The sequence below is a fragment of the Microcoleus sp. D3_18_C2 genome (genome assembly GCF_036702395.1).
GTDB lineage: Bacteria > Cyanobacteriota > Cyanobacteriia > Cyanobacteriales > Microcoleaceae > Microcoleus.
In genome coordinates this window covers 1-17499 of sequence record NZ_JAUBTG010000050.1, presented here as the reverse complement: position 1 = coordinate 17499, position 17499 = coordinate 1, and the positions used below count along the sequence as shown (strand labels likewise).

The following is a 17499-nucleotide window of genomic DNA, read 5'->3' as shown; positions in this document are numbered from 1 at the left end:
TCTGTTAAAAAACAATTCCCCGTCTTGTGGGGTGGGGTGGGCCTAAAAGCCCGCCCTGAATATACAATTTAAATGCGCGACAGCGTAGCTATCCCGTAGGGAATCGCCCTTTTTAAAATTTCTTAACATTTCTCGACACGCCGGAAAAGGTGAGTTACAGTCGTAGAGAACTTATCGCTCCGCAACATTGACAATAAATAACACATTTTTTCAGCGAAAAACAGGCTAAAATTTATGAATTCTCCAGACAACAAATCCAGAGAACTCCGGCGCAAAGAACAAGAACTGCGGAAGCGCGAACAAGAAATTAGGCTCCGCGAACTAGAAGCCGAAATTGACCGTTCAGTGCCCGAACATCTAACAAGCAAGTACCAAGAACCCGACAGCCAAGTTAACGGCAAACTCAAACAGTGGCGCAGAAAAATTATAGCAGCCGCTCAATTTACAGGCATTGTCATTGCTGTTATCGTTGCAGTTCGCATAGCATCTTGGCTGGCAGCCGCGCTGATAGTGGGAGGCATTGCTTTCATAGCTTACAAAATGTTTATTGAAGAAGACAAAATTTGAGAATGTCAAGCAGGAAACTATCAGGAAATACCCATGAACCTTAAAGTAGAAACTAGCAACTTTCTCAACGATTTAGAGCGAGTAGCCGCCGTCCGCCGAGAAATTGCCACTCGCCTCAGCAACATCGCCACAGCCATCAACCAATCAGAATTAGCAGGAGGAGAAGCATCGGGAAAACTCGGTTTAGAAACAGACAACGCCGACATTGATATCGCCAGTAAAAACTTGCGCCAAGGAGTCTTTCGGCTGCTAGTGCTAGGCGACATGAAACGCGGTAAAAGCACTTTTCTCAATGCGTTAATCGGCGAAAACTTACTGCCCAGCGACGTAAACCCCTGTACAGCTTTGCTGACGATTTTGCGATATGGTTCAGAAAAAAAAGTAACAGTTTATTTCAATGACGGCAAAAGCCCAAAACAGCTAGATTTTAAAAGCTTTAAACAGAACTACACAATTGACCCCGCTGAGGCAAAACGCCTAGAAGAAGAAAAGAAACCAGCATTTCCCGATATCGATTGCGCCGTAGTAGAATATCCCTTACCTTTGCTAGAAAAAGGCATAGAAATAGTAGACAGTCCCGGACTGAACGATACAGAAGCCCGGAATGAATTATCTCTCGGTTACATCAACAACTGCCACGCTATTTTATTTGTACTTAGAGCCACTCAGCCTTGCACAATGGGCGAAAGACGCTATCTAGAAAATTACATCAAAAATCGCGGATTGAGCATTTTCTTCCTGATAAATGCTTGGGATCAGGTGCGGGAAAGTTTGATTGACCCGGATGATCCTGAAGAATTGGCAGAAGCAGAAGGGAAACTGCGGCGGGTTTTTCAAGCTAATTTGGCTGAATATTGTTTAACAGAAGGCCACGACATTTACGACGAGCGAGTGTTTGCAATTACCTCAATTAAGGCGCTCAGATTGCGGATGAAAAACCCGGATGCGGATTTGACAGGAACTGGTTTTCCAGAGTTTATGGCGGCACTAAATACGTTTTTGACCCAGGAAAGAGCGATTTCGGAATTGCGTCCGGCGAGGACTTTGGCGCGTCAAATTTCTGCTCGTGTCCGCGAAACTGTTGGGCGCAGATTACCATTACTCGATCGCGATGTCAATGAGTTGAAGGAAAAGATTAATTCAGTTGAGCCGGAGTTTAAGAAGCTGACTCACATTCGCGATGAGTTTCAACAAGAAATTATCGAAGTTAGAGATAGTAAATCGCGGGCGATCGCAGATTCTTTCCGCACCTACGTTCTCAACTTAGAAAATACCTTTGAAACAGATTTCTTACGGTATCAACCTGAACTGAGATTTCTGGATTTCTTCAGCCAAGGCAAGCGAGAAGCCTTTGAAGCATCGCTCAAACGAGCATTCGAGCAGTACATCAATGACAAACTAGCAGCTTGGACTCTAACTGCTGAACAAGAGATGAATTCAGCATTTTCGCAACTCTCGAAAAGTGCCGCAAATTACGGAGCATCTTACACGAAAGTGACTGAAAAAATCACCGAAAAACTAACGGGACAAAAAATACCAGCAGCAGTCAGCAACTCGAACGAAGATAACTCGCCCAGTTGGGCAAAATGGGCGATGGGATTGTTCTCGTTAACGACCGGGAATCTGGCAGGCGTAGCAATGGCAGGAGCAGGTTTTGATTGGAAAAATATCCTGCTAAACTTAATTACTGTGTTGAGCGTCAGTACGATTCTTGCTAGTTTGACGGGGATTGTTTTGGGGCCGCTGTACTTGGCTTTATTGGGGATGGGTGTTGGGGTTTTGCAAGCAGACGGAGCTCATAAACAGTTGGTGAAAGCGGCGAAAAAAGAGCTAGTTAAATATCTGCCGCAGGTGGCTCAAGAGCAGTGGCAGCCGATTCACGATGCTGTAAAAGAGTGTTTTGATGTTTACGGGCGGGAAGTGGGCGATCGCATGAATGGTGATATCAATTCTCGGAAATCAGAGTTAGATAATTTGCTGGAACAAAAGGAATCTCGCGAGATTAATTGTCAGGCTGAATCACAGCGGTTGAAAAAATTGGAGGCTGATGTTTCTGCGGAGTCGCAGAGTATCGAATCGCTATATCAAGCTTTCCTAGCATCCGCTTGAAATAAAACAACAATATGCAACAACCCGAAATTTATCAATACCTCACCGACAATCTCAAATCAGCACTCGGTATTCTCGAACTCGACAAAAACTCCCAACTTTATCTAGATACAACCTCAATCTGCGAGTATCTCGCCAAACCAACTTTTCAAATAGCTGTCTTTGGCCCGTTTAACTACGGCAAGTCAACTTTGCTCAATGCAATGCTTGGAAATCGTGCTTTGCCGATCGACCTTGTGCCCACTACAGGTGCTGCCATTTATGTCAACTACGGCGAGGAATTGCGCGCAAAAATTACCCTCAAAGACGGCACGGAAATTAGCGAACCGGGGACTGATGTTTTGAAACGCTACGCCATCCTTGACGACGCGAGACAAATGCGGGATGATGTGGCAGCCGTGAATGTTTACTGTCCCCATCCATTCCTGCAAACCGGTGTGGAATTGCTGGATTTGCCGGGAACCAACGATCGCGAAGAACAGGATAATTTGGTTCGGGATAAATTGCTAACGGCTGATTTGGTTGTGCAGGTTTTAGATGCTCGCAAATTGATGACTTTAGGCGAACGGGAGAACTTGAGAGATTGGTTGAGCGATCGCAACATCAACACAGTCGTGTTTGTTGCCAATTTTCTCAATCTACTCGAACCAGACGACCAAAAACAAGTTTACAATCGCTTGTTGTTTGTTGCCGAAAGTTTTCGCTCGAACTTGCCGAACAATATCAGCAATATCTACCGCGTCGATGCTTTGCCGGCTTTGAGGGCGAGGCTGAAAGGAGATGTGGCGGCCGCCCAAACTACAGGAATTGCCAGCTTTGAATCGGCTTTGCAGAGTATTGTGGCAGATCGACAGGAACAACTAGCAGTTAAGTTGCCCAGAATTGAAGCTATAGCTACTAAAATTTGCCAATCTCTTCGAGCCAAAGCTGAAACTGTCACCGCAGAAATAGCCGCTGCTCAAAAGAAGCACAAAGACAAAATTGAAATTAAACAAAAAGCTGAAAAACTGATATCAAAAGGCTTTCAAGCCAGCGTTTCCGATTTCGAGATTTGGCTTTACCAGCCCACACTTTTGCAGCGGTATCAATCGGAAATGGCGCTGTCGCTCCAGGAAGGGAGTTTTGATGCCTGGAAGCTAAAATTTGAGCGAGAGGTGTTGAAGCAGCAGCAAACCATCGCAGAATGGGTAAATAAAGCTTGCGAGTTCTTTGATAAAGAACAGCCGATCGCACTTTTGATTTCCTTTCCTCCATCCCCGCAAGTTAGCTTACCGGAACCGCCACCACCTCCAGCTCAAAAGTCGATCGACAGTGAAGTGACTCCTGTGGCGATCGCCACAGGCTTAGGTTGGCTATTGGGCGGGCCCGTGGGAGCCGCAGTAGTCGGCGGTGCTAGCTATATTTTGAATAAAAGAACTGGGTATGAAAAGCCGCCTGAATCGCCAGAAGCTTATCTAAATCAAGTAACGGAAATTTGCAGCGAGGCTGCTAAAAACTATCTCGCTCGCTTCAGTACCGATACTTTTTCCATGCTGCAACACTATAAGGAAATCGCCGGAAAAGTTATCTGTTTTCAAGACAGCAAAGAGCCATTAAATATGAATGTTCAACAGTACCAGTTACAGTTAGTAAATAATTTAATCGAGAACTTAGAAGCACAATTGGAGAGAATAAAAGTTATATGATTTGAGATTTTATATTACTTTGATGGCTCTGTCAAATCCTCAAGAACAGGCAAGATGCCTGTTCCACAACAATTCAGTTTTATTGTGGGAAGAACAGGCAAGATGCCTGTTCCACAACAATTCAGTTTTATTGTCGGAAGAACAGGCAAGATGCCTGTGCCACACAAATTCAGTTTTATTGTGGGAAGAACAGGCAAGATGCCTGTTCCACAAAAATTCAGTTTTATTGTGGAACGGGCATCTTGCCCGTTCCTAAAAATAATGAAAGATCCAATTTCTAATCAGTCACTGCTTTAACTTCCTTCAAATGACCAAATCTGTAATTAACGGCAAATGATCCGAACCGACATTTCGGCCAGTACGAATCTTTGAAACACCAATTTCTTTGCTCACTAGAAAGTGATCGATCGGAATATAAGCCAGCGGCATAAAAGTCGGCCAAGTCGGTAAAATGCCAAAGCCCGATCGCGCATTTCGCAGTTTTGCGGTTTTTACCATATTTTTGTAGAATGGCGACCACATTACCTGTTTTACCTGTAGCTACTATGGCTATAAATAGCATGAAAGCAGGCAATCCGAGCGTGGTGTTTCTGATGAGATAGTCCATTATACAATTTTAGATTTTAAATTTTAGATTTTAGATTTAGAATGAATCATGCAGTTTTTAGGGCAATGCACACCCCACCTAAGCTGTTGTGCATTTAAATAGAATGTCAACAAACAATTCGCCGTCTTGTGGGGAGTAGGGGTTGGGCCTAAGATCCCGCCCTGAATATGCAATTTAAATGCGTGACAGCTTATTGACTTAAGAGCGACTTTACAAACTCGGTAACCTCCTTAAATTTCATAAATTTCTAAGGGTAAGTTGTCGGGATCTCGGAAAAATGTAAACCGTTTTTCGGTAATTTCGTCAAGGCGAATTTCTTCTACTTCTACTTCTTGGGATTTTAAGTAAGCAACTGATGATTCTATGTCTTCAACTGCAAAAGCTAAATGTCTCAAACCGCAAGCTTCAGGATTGTTAATTCTTTCAGGAGGATTGGTAAATGAGAAAAGCTCGATGGTGTCCCCGTTTCCGACTCGCAAATCTAGTTTGTAAGAATTCCTCTCGGTTCGGAAAGTTTCTTTGATAATGGAACATCCTAATATTTCTACATAAAATTTCTTCGACACTGCGTAATTAGAGCAAATAATCGCCACATGATGTATAGCCTTTATTTTCATATTACAAAAGTTAGTTAGTTGCGTTTTTCTGAGATGTTGCACTGTTGCACCATTCTCAATAAGCTTTTTATGAACAGGCTTTTCGGCCTGTTCCACAAAGAGTGAATTTTCTTGTGAAACAGGCCGAAAAGCCTGTTAAGCGAGAATGTTGCCAGATGTGAGATTTTTCCAAATGCACAGCACGCTATTGACAATTATATTTGACGATCGCAGACTCCGCCACCAACGCTGCTAAATTCAGGGCGAGATCCCTTTGTTTTCCCCCGCTCAAATCTTAATAAAAAAAATTCTGTAAAAAAAGTACCCTACTTTGATAAAATGAGAGTTTTGCAGTCAATCACCCAATTTGCATCTCAGGAGACAAGGATTATGGCCCGTATGTATTACGACACCGACGCGAACCTAGACCTCTTAGCCAACAAAACGATTGCTATCATCGGCTACGGTTCCCAAGGACACGCCCACGCGCTTAACCTCAAAGACAGTGGCATGAATGTCGTTGTCGGTTTGTATCCCGGTAGCAAATCTGCCGCCAAAGCAACCGACGCGGGTTTAACAGTTCACCCGGTAGACAAAGCAGCAGCCGCTGCTGACTTCATCATGATTTTATTGCCCGATGAAGTTCAAAAAACTATTTACAAAGAACAAATCGAACCCAACCTTTCTGAAGGAAATGTTTTAGCATTTGCTCACGGTTTTAACATTCACTTCGGCCAAGTTGTTCCCCCTGCCAATGTAGACGTAGTAATGGTTGCCCCCAAAGGCCCCGGACACTTGGTGCGACGGACTTACGAACAAGGGGAAGGTGTTCCGAGTTTGTTTGCAGTATATCAAGATGCTTCCGGTCAAGCGCGCGATCGGGCAATGGCCTATGCTAAAGGTATCGGCGGCACCAGAGCCGGCATCCTGGAAACCACTTTCCGCGAAGAAACAGAAACGGATCTTTTTGGCGAACAAGTAGTTTTGTGCGGCGGTTTGAGCGCCTTAATTAAAGCTGGATTTGAAACTTTAGTTGACGCCGGATACCAACCGGAATTAGCTTATTTTGAATGTTTGCACGAAGTTAAACTTATCGTTGACTTAGTAGTAGAAGGAGGCCTCGCCAAAATGCGCGACAGCATCTCCAATACCGCAGAATACGGCGATTTAACTCGCGGCCCCCGCATCGTCACGGATCAAACCCGCGCCGAAATGCGTAAGATTCTCAGCGAAATTCAATCCGGCCAATTTGCCCGCGAATTCGTTCTGGAAAACCAAGCCGGCAAGCCAGGTTTTACCTCCATGCGCCGTCAGGAAGCAGAACATCCTATTGAAGAAGTTGGTAAAGATTTGCGAGCTATGTTTAGCTGGTTGAAAAAGCACGCTTAATCAATTTTAGATTTTAGATTTTAGATTTTAGATGGGAGGATCGATCTAAAATAGTCCTGGACGCATAACCTCTATCTGTAGGGTGTGCATTGCACACCTTACTGCTGGGAAAATCTCAAATCTCAAGTTTAATCGATTACAGATTAGAGATGGGATAAAAAATCTAAAATCTAAAATCCAAAATCTAAAATCGTACTGTTTGGTTGTGCTTCGCTTAACCCAACCTACAAGAAAATGGCTAGGTATTGTTAAAGAAACAGGGTTTCTCGCTGGTAGCTCAAAACTATCGACTCGGGCTAGGAGTTTTTTGCAATTTCTCAATATCCTGTTGCCTTTTCTCGTTGAAATCTCTCGGCCTCAACCAATCTGGCCACAACCCGACGAAGAACTTTCGACTGGCCACGCTAGTATCTCTTACAGGTTTGGGGAGAAAAGTTAAAGTGTCACCGTAAAGGGTAAACAGGGCTGCCAACAGAAGCAATAGCGGGATAAGATTTTTTTTAGGCATCGCAGTTGGGGAGTAGAGTTTGTGAAAGCGGTTGCTTATATTTTGCCCTTGCACGGACAAAAAATATCAGAAACAGCTTAAGAAGAAAATCCACCCTGGGGGCTAAGCTACCGCGCATACAAAAGGAAAGGCTGCTAGTCGTAATCTCGTTTCCGCTGACATCGGAATCATAATTTTCCCAGTGCAGTGGGAGTTTCCCGTGTGGCTCCGCGCTCTCAGGAGCGATCGTCCCGCTCGCACTCAAGTATAATTTCGATGTCACCTTATTTGATATTACTACAAGTTTTTATCATTAGTTATTAGCTGATGACTAATGACTAATGATTAATGACTAATGATATTATGTCCCATCGATTTACGGCGATTAAAGGTCGGGTCGGGTTTACAGATTTTCCCGTTTCTATTCAATATCTTGGCGAACCCGCCCCTACAGGAATCATGGTTAATTGACCGGACATGATATGACTAATGACTAATGACTAATAACTACTTATTCCTTTGAATAAAAGTTTGCACGACGGTATTAATTTCCGGGGAAATTTCTGTTACTAGCCGCACCGGGATTGCCGATGTGGAGGCAAATTGCGCGTATTCTGGTGTTAGAAAGACTGCATATTTATCAGCTTCAGCAGTTAGTTGCGCGGCGGTAGCCAAACTTACAGCTTTAATATAATTGCGTATGCTAACAGCTTGGTCGCCGACAACTTCATCCCCAGTAATTACTGTGCTCGGCCTGCGAACTTGGTTTAAAGTTGTACTCGGATCTTTGACGCTTAAGTGCGTTCCTCCTACAAAACCAACTAGCCATTTAGGAGATGGAATTTTCGGAAAGCCAGCAATTTGTTCGGCTAAGGCAGGAGTGGTTTTGTCGGCAGAAGATGCTACTATTAATGTGGGAATCTTAATTTTACTTAAGCCCGTTTCTCCAAATAATAATGATGCGATCGGATTCATGGCGATCGCCCTTTTAATCCTCCCATCCCGCAATTGATACCGTTCTTCGGGCAATCCGGCCGCCGCGCACTGAATGCCTTCGCCTAAGCTGAACCCAATCAAATCCCCCTGACACCTTTGTTTGAGTCCGCTCAATTGCAGTTCGGCGCCGGCCACGGACAAGGCTGTAGCGCCGCCGAAGGAATAGCCAACGATCACCGCTGGGTCGATCGCAATTTTCCCCTGCAAGTTATCATCAGTTTGGTTCAATTTTGTCAGTTCGTCGAGTACAAAACTGATGTCTTTGGGACGGTCTAAAAACTCTTGAGGAGCTAGCAACGGACACTTCCCCGCCATCGCAGCATTGGTATTCGTCTCGTTACTGCCGGGATGTTCTAAAGCTGCTACCACATAGCCGTGAGACGCCAAATGCTCGGCTAAGTAGCGCAAATCCGTGCGGACGGAACCCAAACCGTGAGAAAAGACGATCGTCGGTTTGTCGGCTGTCGCAGCTCTTGACCAGTACACATCAACTGGAATACGCCGATTGCGGGCGCTATCGTTCAAATCTAGCGCCCGTACCTGCACGACATTAGGGCCCGGCTGGGTTGGATCGAAAGGCAGCTTAAACGCGGGTTTAACTGGTGCTAACTGAGGTGCGATCGCCGCCATAAAGCGCTGAGTTTGCCAAAAACTTACGTTCATATTTCCCAAAACAGCGAAAGCTCGATCTAGATCCACCACGACCCGCGAGCTCGGATAAGATTCAATGAAACTCAATATAGATAAGCCTTCCGGCGCTTTTGCTCCCTGCACCAGAGCGGCTCGCAGCGCTTCCACACCCCCACCGTCGCGCCTGGGTATGACAGTAGTCAAATCCGTCAGGATGCCAGTGCCAATGCCCGTATTTAGCAAGTTGCTCAGGCCGACTACATTGAGGGGAATTTTCGCTTGCAGCGCCCGAAAAATTTTACTCCGCTGTTCGTCAGACAAGAGATTGGCATAAGCTTGCAGTTTGGCGGGGACTTTTCCTGTTTCTGCGAGTTCGCGCAAATCCGCAACCGATATTGACGATTCTAAAATACCTTTGCGGATAACAACCGTTTCTGCAGCTTTTACAGGGGATGTCGTGCCGCTGAAAGGATTAATCGAAATCGAACCCAAAACACTCGCCACCGAAGAAAACCATCTGAAATTTGGTCTGATGCTCATTTTTACGTTATTGAACTAGAGGAGATATATCACCATATTCTCAAAATTCTCCCAGATACCGAGAAATTGTCCTAGATGCCGAGAAATTGTCTCCATCGGAGTGCGATCGAAATTAGTTTGGAAAAGTGCGATCGTCCGGGCTTTAGGCGGGTTCTTTTTGAATGATTAAACCGCAGAGGGCGCAGAGGGCGCAGAGGAAGAGAAGAGAGATAGGAATAGTGTCGGTACCCACGGATTTGATATTAACCTGCAGCCCGAAAAGTACAAACTTCGGAAGTTAGTTATCTCATGGACGGTTGCATCGGATGGAGTAGGATTAAATCTTAACAGCAGATCAATGCAGATTCATAACATCATCTGCGGTTAAAATATTGGGAGCATCTCATATTTGTAAAAACACTTCTTCTGGCTCCTGACTTCTTCCTTCTGACTCTTTTCTCCTGACTCCTTACTCCTGACTCCTAACTCCAATTTCTAGCTTGCCTGCTTTCATTGAGATGCTCCCAAAATATTCCTCAAGATACAGGAAAATAAACAACAAGCATCGAGATATCTGCGTGAACCCGGGCGATCGCTTCCGGTTCTTTGAGAGTGCCCGGTTTTTCCCACAAATTCTGGTGAGAAATTGTGGTTAAAATCAGCAAATCGTGTTCTAACAAATTCTGCGAAACTAGCTTGATAAAATTTCCTCGCACCCGATTTACTGGTATCTCAGAAAGAATTTCCACCTCCGCCCCACTTTTGTTGCTTGGTTCCCGTTTTGTCGCCACCAACAACACTTGCAAAGTCGCCTTGAGTTCGTCGGCTAAACTCTTAGCAATATCCACGGTTTCCTGAAATCCAAACCGAGTCAACTCGCTGTCAGTTACGGCCAAAAGAACTCTGGCTGTATTCTGGAGAGGATCGGGAAATCGAGCAATCAGTACGGGTACGGGCGATCGCCCGATCACAGTATCAATGATGCTGCCAAAAAAATTGTCGCGAGTCGTGGAAAATCCCTTCCAACCGCAAACTATTAAACTAGCCTCGCGTTCGGTTGCACTCCGCAGAATTCCGCGATCGATCGCATCATCTATCCTCGCGATCGGTTCAACCGCACAAGCAGCCGCATGGGCGACAGTTTCCGCAGCAGTCAAAAGTTGAGTTTGCTGCATTTTCTCTGCGGGCGAAATTGCTTCCCCGCGATCGGACAAAATATGCAGCGGCAACAAAGTTCCCTGAGATGTTTTTGCTAAAATCAAAGCCAAACGCAGCAAATTATCTTCCGTATTCGGATTAGCAACAGGCACTAAAACTCGCTCTCCCCATGAATGCTTTCCCGCAGTAGGAACCGGCAAACTCGACCCCGGCGGCTGCATTTCTTGACCCCACCGAGATACAATCCAAGGAGAAGCGACACAAGTTACTAAAATCATGGCAATGATGCCGTTCACCGTTACGCGATCGACCAATTTAATCTCAAAAGCAACCGTAATCGCCGCCAAAGTAGAAGCAGCTTGAGCAACAGAAAGGCCGAACATTACCATAATGTTCGGAAACTCAAAGCCAAATAATTTCCCCGGTAGCCAAGCTGCCAAAAACTTGCTCACCACCTCTGCTAAAATCATCACCGCCGCCACCAACAAAGACTGCGGCTGCTTTACCAAAATTAGCGGGTCAATTAACATCCCCACAGAAATCAGAAAAAACGGCACAAACAGCGTATTGCCAATAAACTCAATCCGATTCATCAGGGGACTCATTTTGGGAATAATTTGAGTAATGGCAATCCCCGATAAAAATGCACCAATAATTGCCTCAATTTCAATTAGTTCTGCTGCGTAAGAAACTAGAAATAGGGTTGCTAATACAAATATAAATTCGGCATTTTCGTCGTGTCCGAATTTCTTGAAAAACCAGCGACCGATTTTGGGAACGCCCCACAAAGTAGCAAAAGTGTAGATAGCAAGAGATGGAATGAGAAACAGCCAAAATTCGAGAGTGAGATTTCCTTTGTAAGCTTTAACAACAATAGCCAGCACCAACAGTCCCAACACATTGGTAATTAAAGTCCCGCCCAAAGTCGTAGTAATAGTCTGAGTTCGCATCAATCCCAATTTGGTGAGAATTGGCAGCGCTAAAAGTGTGTGCGTAGCAAAACAAGAAGCGACTAAAATTGCAGCCAGCCAGCTATATCCCAACAGCAGCATCGCCCCTGTCCCCAATATCATCGGTAGCGCAAAAGTAGCTAGCCCAAATATGACAGCTTTGTCCGCATTCAGTTTGAGATCGTCAAGGCTAGTTTCCAGTCCCGCTAGGAACATCAAAAACAGCAATCCTACAGTACCTAGCAAAACAATAGTAGCGTCTCGTTGCAGCAAATTGAGACCGTTGGGCCCGACAATTACGCCAGCAATAATTAAACCCACTATTCCCGGTAGTCGCAAGCGCTCAAATACCAGCGGCGCGAGTAGCATGATTGCTAAAAGAACCAGGAAAACGGGAACGGGGGCGGTAATTGGCCCGGAAGTTAACATAAATTTTTTACCCTACATATTGGCAGCGAACTGCTACCATATTTAAAAGGAAATAATCAAAATGTCTATCAATCTAAAGAGGTATTCTCAATATTTTACAGCGTAATTGGTAATAAGTAGGACTGGGCGGGAGCAACTGGGTTTATTGGTAAAATATGGGTTGGATGACTAGAAATTGGGCGCAGCACGAACTCCGATAAAAAAAACTATATTTTTCAGTCCTGGAAGCACAAGAACCAGGTTAAGAGTCAAAATAACAGGTTGTCAGCGATCGACTTTAACGCCAAAACCTGGTTTTTTATCCTATTTGCGTCCACCACTATTTAGGTATCAAATGCAGCGGGACACAGACATATATCCCAAAATGGAATTTGGTAAACTCGGTCTAATTCAGAAACCCGGTTTCTTTTAAAAACCGGGTTTTTCACCACAGCACAACAGACAATTTAAATGGGTTTGTCTTGGACGCGAAACAACCTGGTTTCTACGCAACGTACTTAACCTTACCCTTACGGTAGCTAAGTATGTATTTCTTGTCAAGATTTTTCCATCTAATTTCCAATGATAGGCTAAGCGATCGACACAATGCTAGCTCGCTCGTAAGGCAATCTGTTAGTCGGCAAAACCTCCAGATTAATTTGCAACGCATCCAAAGCCGGATTTTCGGCTAGCAGCTTTTGCGTCAAACTCTTATTAAGAATTTCCCAGAAATCCGTTTCATTGGGATAATTAGTCAAGAAAGTGTCGATGCTTTGGTAAATCGGCACAAAGTCTGGATACTCATCCTGCGTAATTCCTGGTTTGTACTGATATTTGACATCCATATTGAGGTTATTCAAACCCTGGTGATCGATCGAGTAATTAGGAATTTTGAAATCCCATGCTTCGCCTAATTTACCATCTTGAGTGCGAGTAACGGTACTGCTGCGCTCGTAAGGCAATCGGTTCGTCGGTAAAACATCCAAATTAACCGTCACCGACGAAAGTGCCGGATTGTCAGCAAGCACTTTTTCGGTCAGATTCTTGTTGACAATTTCCCAAAAATCTGTTTCGTTCGGGTAGTTAACTAAAAGGTTGTCAATGCTCTTGTAAATCGGCACAAAATCAGGATACTCAGAATTTTGAATCCCGTCTTTGTACTTATAATTTACATCAATATTCAGGTTGTTTAACCCTTGATGATTAATGGGGTAATTTGCCAATGTAAAATTCCATTTCTCCGTCAGTTGAGCATCGGACGGAAAGAAAGAAATTCCTATTGGACGCTGTAGCTTGCTGTCGGGAGGGACAAAAATAGAACTGTTACTCGATCCAGGATTTCCCGATATTGGCAGCGGTTCGTCAGTCTTGCCATTATACCGCAAAACAGCGCCGGCACCGTTAGCATTAGCGCGGTTGTCAAAGCCAACTGCAAACAAATTGCCGATCGGCGAAAAAGCCAAACTACCTACATAATTGCTACTGGGCGAAGTATCAGTATAATTCGTAGATAAAACCTTGACCAATTCCCCACTTCTTAAATTGTAGCGCCTGATATCGTTAGCAAAATCGCTGACATAAAGGTCGCCGTCAGCGGGCCCGATTGCCAGTCCCAAAAGACTTGCAAATCCCTGACTCCGAGGCGAAGGATCGGGCGAAGCAAAGATACTTGACTGCCCGGTTTGCGGGTTGTAACGCAGCACCTGACTGGGGAAACCTGCGCTAAAATCTGGTTGACCGTTGGTCGCCACACTCCCCTGCGTTGTCACGTACAAATTGCCGTCAGGAGCAAACAGTAAACCGTTCGGGCCATTCAATCCTCCCGCTTGCTGATTTCCCGAAGCAAATACATCAATAAACTGTCCTGTTTGGCCGTTATATCGCAGAATTTGGTCACTCAAAAAACTGCTGACATAAAAATTACCGTCAGGGCCAAAAGCTAAACCGTAAGGGCGAAACAATCCGCCAGTTTCATCGGCCGCCGTGTTCGGATTATCGGCGACAAACTTGTCAATAAATGCGCCAGTAATTCCGTCATACCGCAATACCGCCGATGCTGTCGGTTCTCCCGAATTTCCGGGCTTGTCGCCGCTAGTAACGTAAATGTCCGACTGATCATCGCCATTGCCATCGGGCCCAAAAACGATCGTATCTGGATTGGACAAACCGCCGCTTCCCGGTGGAATAAATTCGCCTAGAAAATTGCCGGTATTGCCGTCAAACCGAAGTACATTATTTCCCCGGCTATTGCCAACTAGGAAAGTTCCTTGAGGATTGCTGGGTTGAGTGCGAGTAACTTTGCTGGTGCGGTTGTAGGGCAAGCTTTGGCTTGGCAGAACGTTGAAGTCTATCTTAATTGCCGCCAATGCAGGATTTTCGTTGAGGATATTTTGAGTCAAGTTTTTATTGACAACTTCCCAAAAATCTGTTTCGTTCGGATATGTGGTTAAAAAGTTATCAATGCTATTGTAGATTGGCACAAAATCGGGATATTCATTGGGAGCGATTTCCGGTTTGTACTGGTAATCTATATCGAGATTGAGCTTGTTCAATCCTTGGTGATTGATTGCGTAGTCTTTGAGTGAAAAATTCCAATCTTCTGTGATTTTGCCCGATTGACTGCGGAAAACTGTACTGGCGCGATCGTAGGGCAATACCTCCGTTGGCAAAACTTCCAGTTGAATCGTAACATCTGTCAGTCCCGGATTTTCAGTAAGCACCTTTTCCGTCAAATTTTTGTTGAGAATTTCCCAGAAATCTGTTTCGTTCGGGTAGTTAACTAGGAAATTATCAATACTTTGGTAAATGGGAACAAAATCTGGATATTCGTTTGGGGTAATTCCCGGTTTTAACCCGTAACCAACTTTAAGGTTGAGGGTGTTTAAACCTTGGTGATCGATGGTGTAATTTTTAAAATTGAAAGCCCAGTTTTCATCAGGAAATAGGGAAGAAGTTTGGGATAGGGAGAGTTCACCAACAGGTAAAGCCATCCCTGTCAGTTCGTCTATCTCACCTTGAGTGGAGGTAGCGGTCGGGGATTTTAGACTACTATCAAATTTAAGATTGTCGCTTCCTGACGATGGGAGACCGAAGTCGGTGGATGGCCCAAAAAGGCCGTTAGCGAAGCCCTCGTAGAGGATCGCACTACCAGTCGCAGCCGCCGCCCCATCGCGTTTTTCAGTCAAATCGTAGCTGGTATCAAATAAAATATTGGTATCGCCTACGGCAATTGTCCCGATCTGATTTAAGCGATCGAACTTACTGAATAAGTCTAGTATTTCCGCTGAAACACCCGCAACATTTCCCCGAATCGGATTTTCTGGAAACCGTCCTGCTGTGTTAAACATAAGCTATTTTTTTAGATACACCCGCCATCGGGAATTAATTTGAAGAAATTATAGCCTTTTTTCCAAATATGTCAAGTATCTTAAGAAGTATTTTATATTTCCTTGCCATAATTAAACCTGAAATTTGTCCCCTTTCTCAATCCTCTCGTTTCCCGTGGCATCGGTATTGTTCAAATGTCAAACAGTCAATCGATTTTAGATTTTAGATTTTAGATTTTAGATTTTAGATTTTAGAATTGACCCCACGGATCAATTCGGGGGCTCCTTTATCGGATAGAGGTTTTTTATTTCTGGACGGATGAATCACGTGGCGGGTATCCTGGATGCGAGGGGGTCAACAGTCAATAGAAATTTATGCGAAAAACCGGATTTCTAGTTCCCCGCACACAAATCCTGATTTGGCATACCGCTTCTAAATGTGTGGACAAAACTACCCAATGCTAGATAATTTGTCCGCACCTCACTCCACGGTGTAAGTGAAAGCGTTCTTTCCTAGTGATAAATCTTCCTCATTTTCGAGGTTGGCTAGGAAACTCCAGTTAGAAACGGTAAAGTAATCGTGTCTGCGATTAACCTTACCGGAACGCTCGATCTGTTTATTCAGTTGGTTCCACATCGACCATACGTGCTTTGCTGAGTTCACCTCAACATAGGCGGTTATGGTTGATGGCAGTCTTTCACTCAGCCGCATTCCGCGTCTGGCAATAACCAATGCAGCCGCTTCATCACTGGCTAGTCCGTACATTTTCATGTACTTCACTAAACCAATAATTGAACTGTATGCAGGATTGACCGTAATTAGCTCAATGCCACGGTTTGATAAGATTGCGTTCAGTTGTTTGAAAAACTCGCTGTAAGCCCATGAAGACATCATTCTGGCGTATTTCTTGCTTTGCTCACCTAAGCACTCTTTCTTGTGCGCAAAATCAAGTTCTTCGCACACGACCGGGCAAGAAAAGCAAATTGCAAGGTTAGCCAGAGACAGACAGGCATCAACGATTTGAGCCTGCTGCTTACCGGATGGGAGTCCGATTTCTAGGGGAATTTTACCATGAGCTTTCAGGTTGCCTTCAGTGTCAACATAGCTCCAACCAATCGAACCGGGATTCATGTCAATTCCAATACAGCCATAGGCACGATCTTTGGATTGGCGCTTCACCTCAGAAGCTGTAAACTGTACCGCAATATTCCACTTGCCATCTTTTTTGAAGAGATGCCAGGTCTTAGAGCCTGTTTCAGGTAAACGGTTAATGTTGCGATCGAAGTTGCCAACTTCAGAAACTACGGACTTCCCAAACCGAGTTTCTAGACAGGCAGGGACACGGAATTTAATAGTTTTACCGTCCCACTGTGCGACCTGATTCCCAAAACTTTCGTCTGCGGCCCCAACAATAAAAACTTGACCGTGCGGGACGGACACCTTAATGGGTTTATGTTTCAAGAATTCGATCTTGGCTTGAATCAGGTACAGTTTGCGTTTTTTTCCATGAAGTTGAAACTTCAAATTTTGCCAATTCGTATCTTTATGGTTCAACGAACAGGACAGAGGGAAATTGCAACCTGTTTTTGAATTCTCCCAATTCTTTTTTGCGTAGAACTTTCGAGCAAGTTTCAGCTTGCGCTCTGCCTTCTTAATCCAAGCTTTGATTGATTTCGCCTTCCCGAACAATGTTTTAATATGCAAAGCTTGATGTTCTTTTGAGCCGTCTACTTTACCTTTTGCATAGGCAATGACACCATTTGCATGACGCTTGCTAATTTGATAGGTCTTCTGCAAATGGGTGTTCCACATTGATTTGTTGAATTCAGTGCCGTTCTTTAGGTGGTTGACTGTTTCAATTGCGGCATCTCGAAAGATGGGCGCAAATGCCTCTAGGAACATCTCAAAATCCGTGAATCCTAAAGCATTTAGTTCGTTTGCTGGCGTTGGAAGACCTTTGATGTAAGTTAGGGAAGGCATTGATTCGACCTCTCAATAGACCTCTTGCAAAAAAGATATATGTTATAATCAGAAGTTTTAATTTTAATCGGCTAGAGCTAACTCATGATTG

At 44.4% G+C, this 17499-nt stretch carries 11 protein-coding genes; 5 read left to right on the top strand and 6 right to left on the bottom strand.

The window, feature by feature from the left end; all coding sequences use genetic code 11:
- Positions 1 to 234 precede the first annotated feature (234 nt).
- From QUA88_RS23155 to QUA88_RS23140, 4 genes are read left to right on the top strand one after another with little or no spacing between them, the layout of a single operon-like run.
- A complete protein-coding gene (locus QUA88_RS23155) occupies positions 235 to 567 on the top strand; it encodes a hypothetical protein (RefSeq protein ID WP_333057300.1) in 333 nt (110 codons plus the stop codon).
- Between the two features lie 33 nt (positions 568 to 600).
- Positions 601 to 2676, top strand: a complete 2076-nt coding sequence (locus QUA88_RS23150) for a dynamin family protein (RefSeq protein WP_333057302.1) — start codon at positions 601 to 603, stop codon at positions 2674 to 2676.
- 14 nt (positions 2677 to 2690) lie between these two features.
- On the top strand, positions 2691 to 4361 hold the full coding sequence (locus QUA88_RS23145) for a dynamin family protein (RefSeq protein ID WP_333057303.1): 1671 nt from the start codon (positions 2691 to 2693) through the stop codon (positions 4359 to 4361).
- Positions 4362 to 4415: 54 nt separating this feature from the next.
- On the top strand, positions 4416 to 4658 hold the full coding sequence (locus QUA88_RS23140) for a hypothetical protein (RefSeq protein WP_333274058.1): 243 nt from the start codon (positions 4416 to 4418) through the stop codon (positions 4656 to 4658).
- A 6-nt stretch (positions 4659 to 4664) separates the two neighbouring features.
- Here the strand turns inward: QUA88_RS23140 and QUA88_RS23135 are convergent, their stop codons facing one another.
- Both QUA88_RS23135 and gloA2 read right to left on the bottom strand, forming a co-directional pair.
- Positions 4665 to 4859: a hypothetical protein gene (locus QUA88_RS23135; protein ID WP_333211094.1), complete on the bottom strand. Its 195-nt coding sequence runs from the start codon at positions 4857 to 4859 to the stop codon at positions 4665 to 4667.
- Positions 4860 to 5198: 339 nt separating this feature from the next.
- Positions 5199 to 5585, bottom strand: a complete 387-nt coding sequence (gloA2, locus tag QUA88_RS23130; RefSeq protein WP_333274055.1) for an SMU1112c/YaeR family gloxylase I-like metalloprotein — start codon at positions 5583 to 5585, stop codon at positions 5199 to 5201.
- 318 nt (positions 5586 to 5903) lie between these two features.
- Here gloA2 and ilvC point away from each other — a divergent pair, with 318 nt between their 5' ends.
- Positions 5904 to 6953, top strand: coding sequence for a ketol-acid reductoisomerase (ilvC, locus tag QUA88_RS23125; RefSeq protein WP_333057309.1), 1050 nt, complete (start codon positions 5904 to 5906; stop codon positions 6951 to 6953).
- A gap of 994 nt (positions 6954 to 7947) precedes the next feature.
- On the opposite strand, the gene QUA88_RS23120 is transcribed toward ilvC, so the two are convergent.
- The 4 genes from QUA88_RS23120 to QUA88_RS23105 form a co-directional block, all read right to left on the bottom strand.
- Positions 7948 to 9606 (bottom strand): alpha/beta hydrolase, encoded by a 1659-nt coding sequence (locus tag QUA88_RS23120; RefSeq protein WP_333274052.1) that lies wholly within the window; start codon positions 9604 to 9606, stop codon positions 7948 to 7950.
- 515 nt (positions 9607 to 10121) lie between these two features.
- Positions 10122 to 12122 carry a cation:proton antiporter domain-containing protein gene (locus tag QUA88_RS23115; protein ID WP_333274049.1) on the bottom strand — a complete coding sequence of 667 codons (2001 nt, stop codon included), beginning with the start codon at positions 12120 to 12122 and terminating at the stop codon, positions 10122 to 10124.
- 569 nt (positions 12123 to 12691) lie between these two features.
- Entirely contained in the window at positions 12692 to 15448 is a 2757-nt protein-coding gene (locus QUA88_RS23110) for an NHL repeat-containing protein (RefSeq protein WP_333274046.1), read from the bottom strand.
- 460 nt (positions 15449 to 15908) lie between these two features.
- The gene (locus QUA88_RS23105) at positions 15909 to 17408 is read right to left on the bottom strand and encodes a hypothetical protein (protein ID WP_333057313.1); all 1500 of its coding nucleotides are present in this window, start codon (positions 17406 to 17408) and stop codon (positions 15909 to 15911) included.
- Positions 17409 to 17499: the final 91 nt, after the last annotated feature.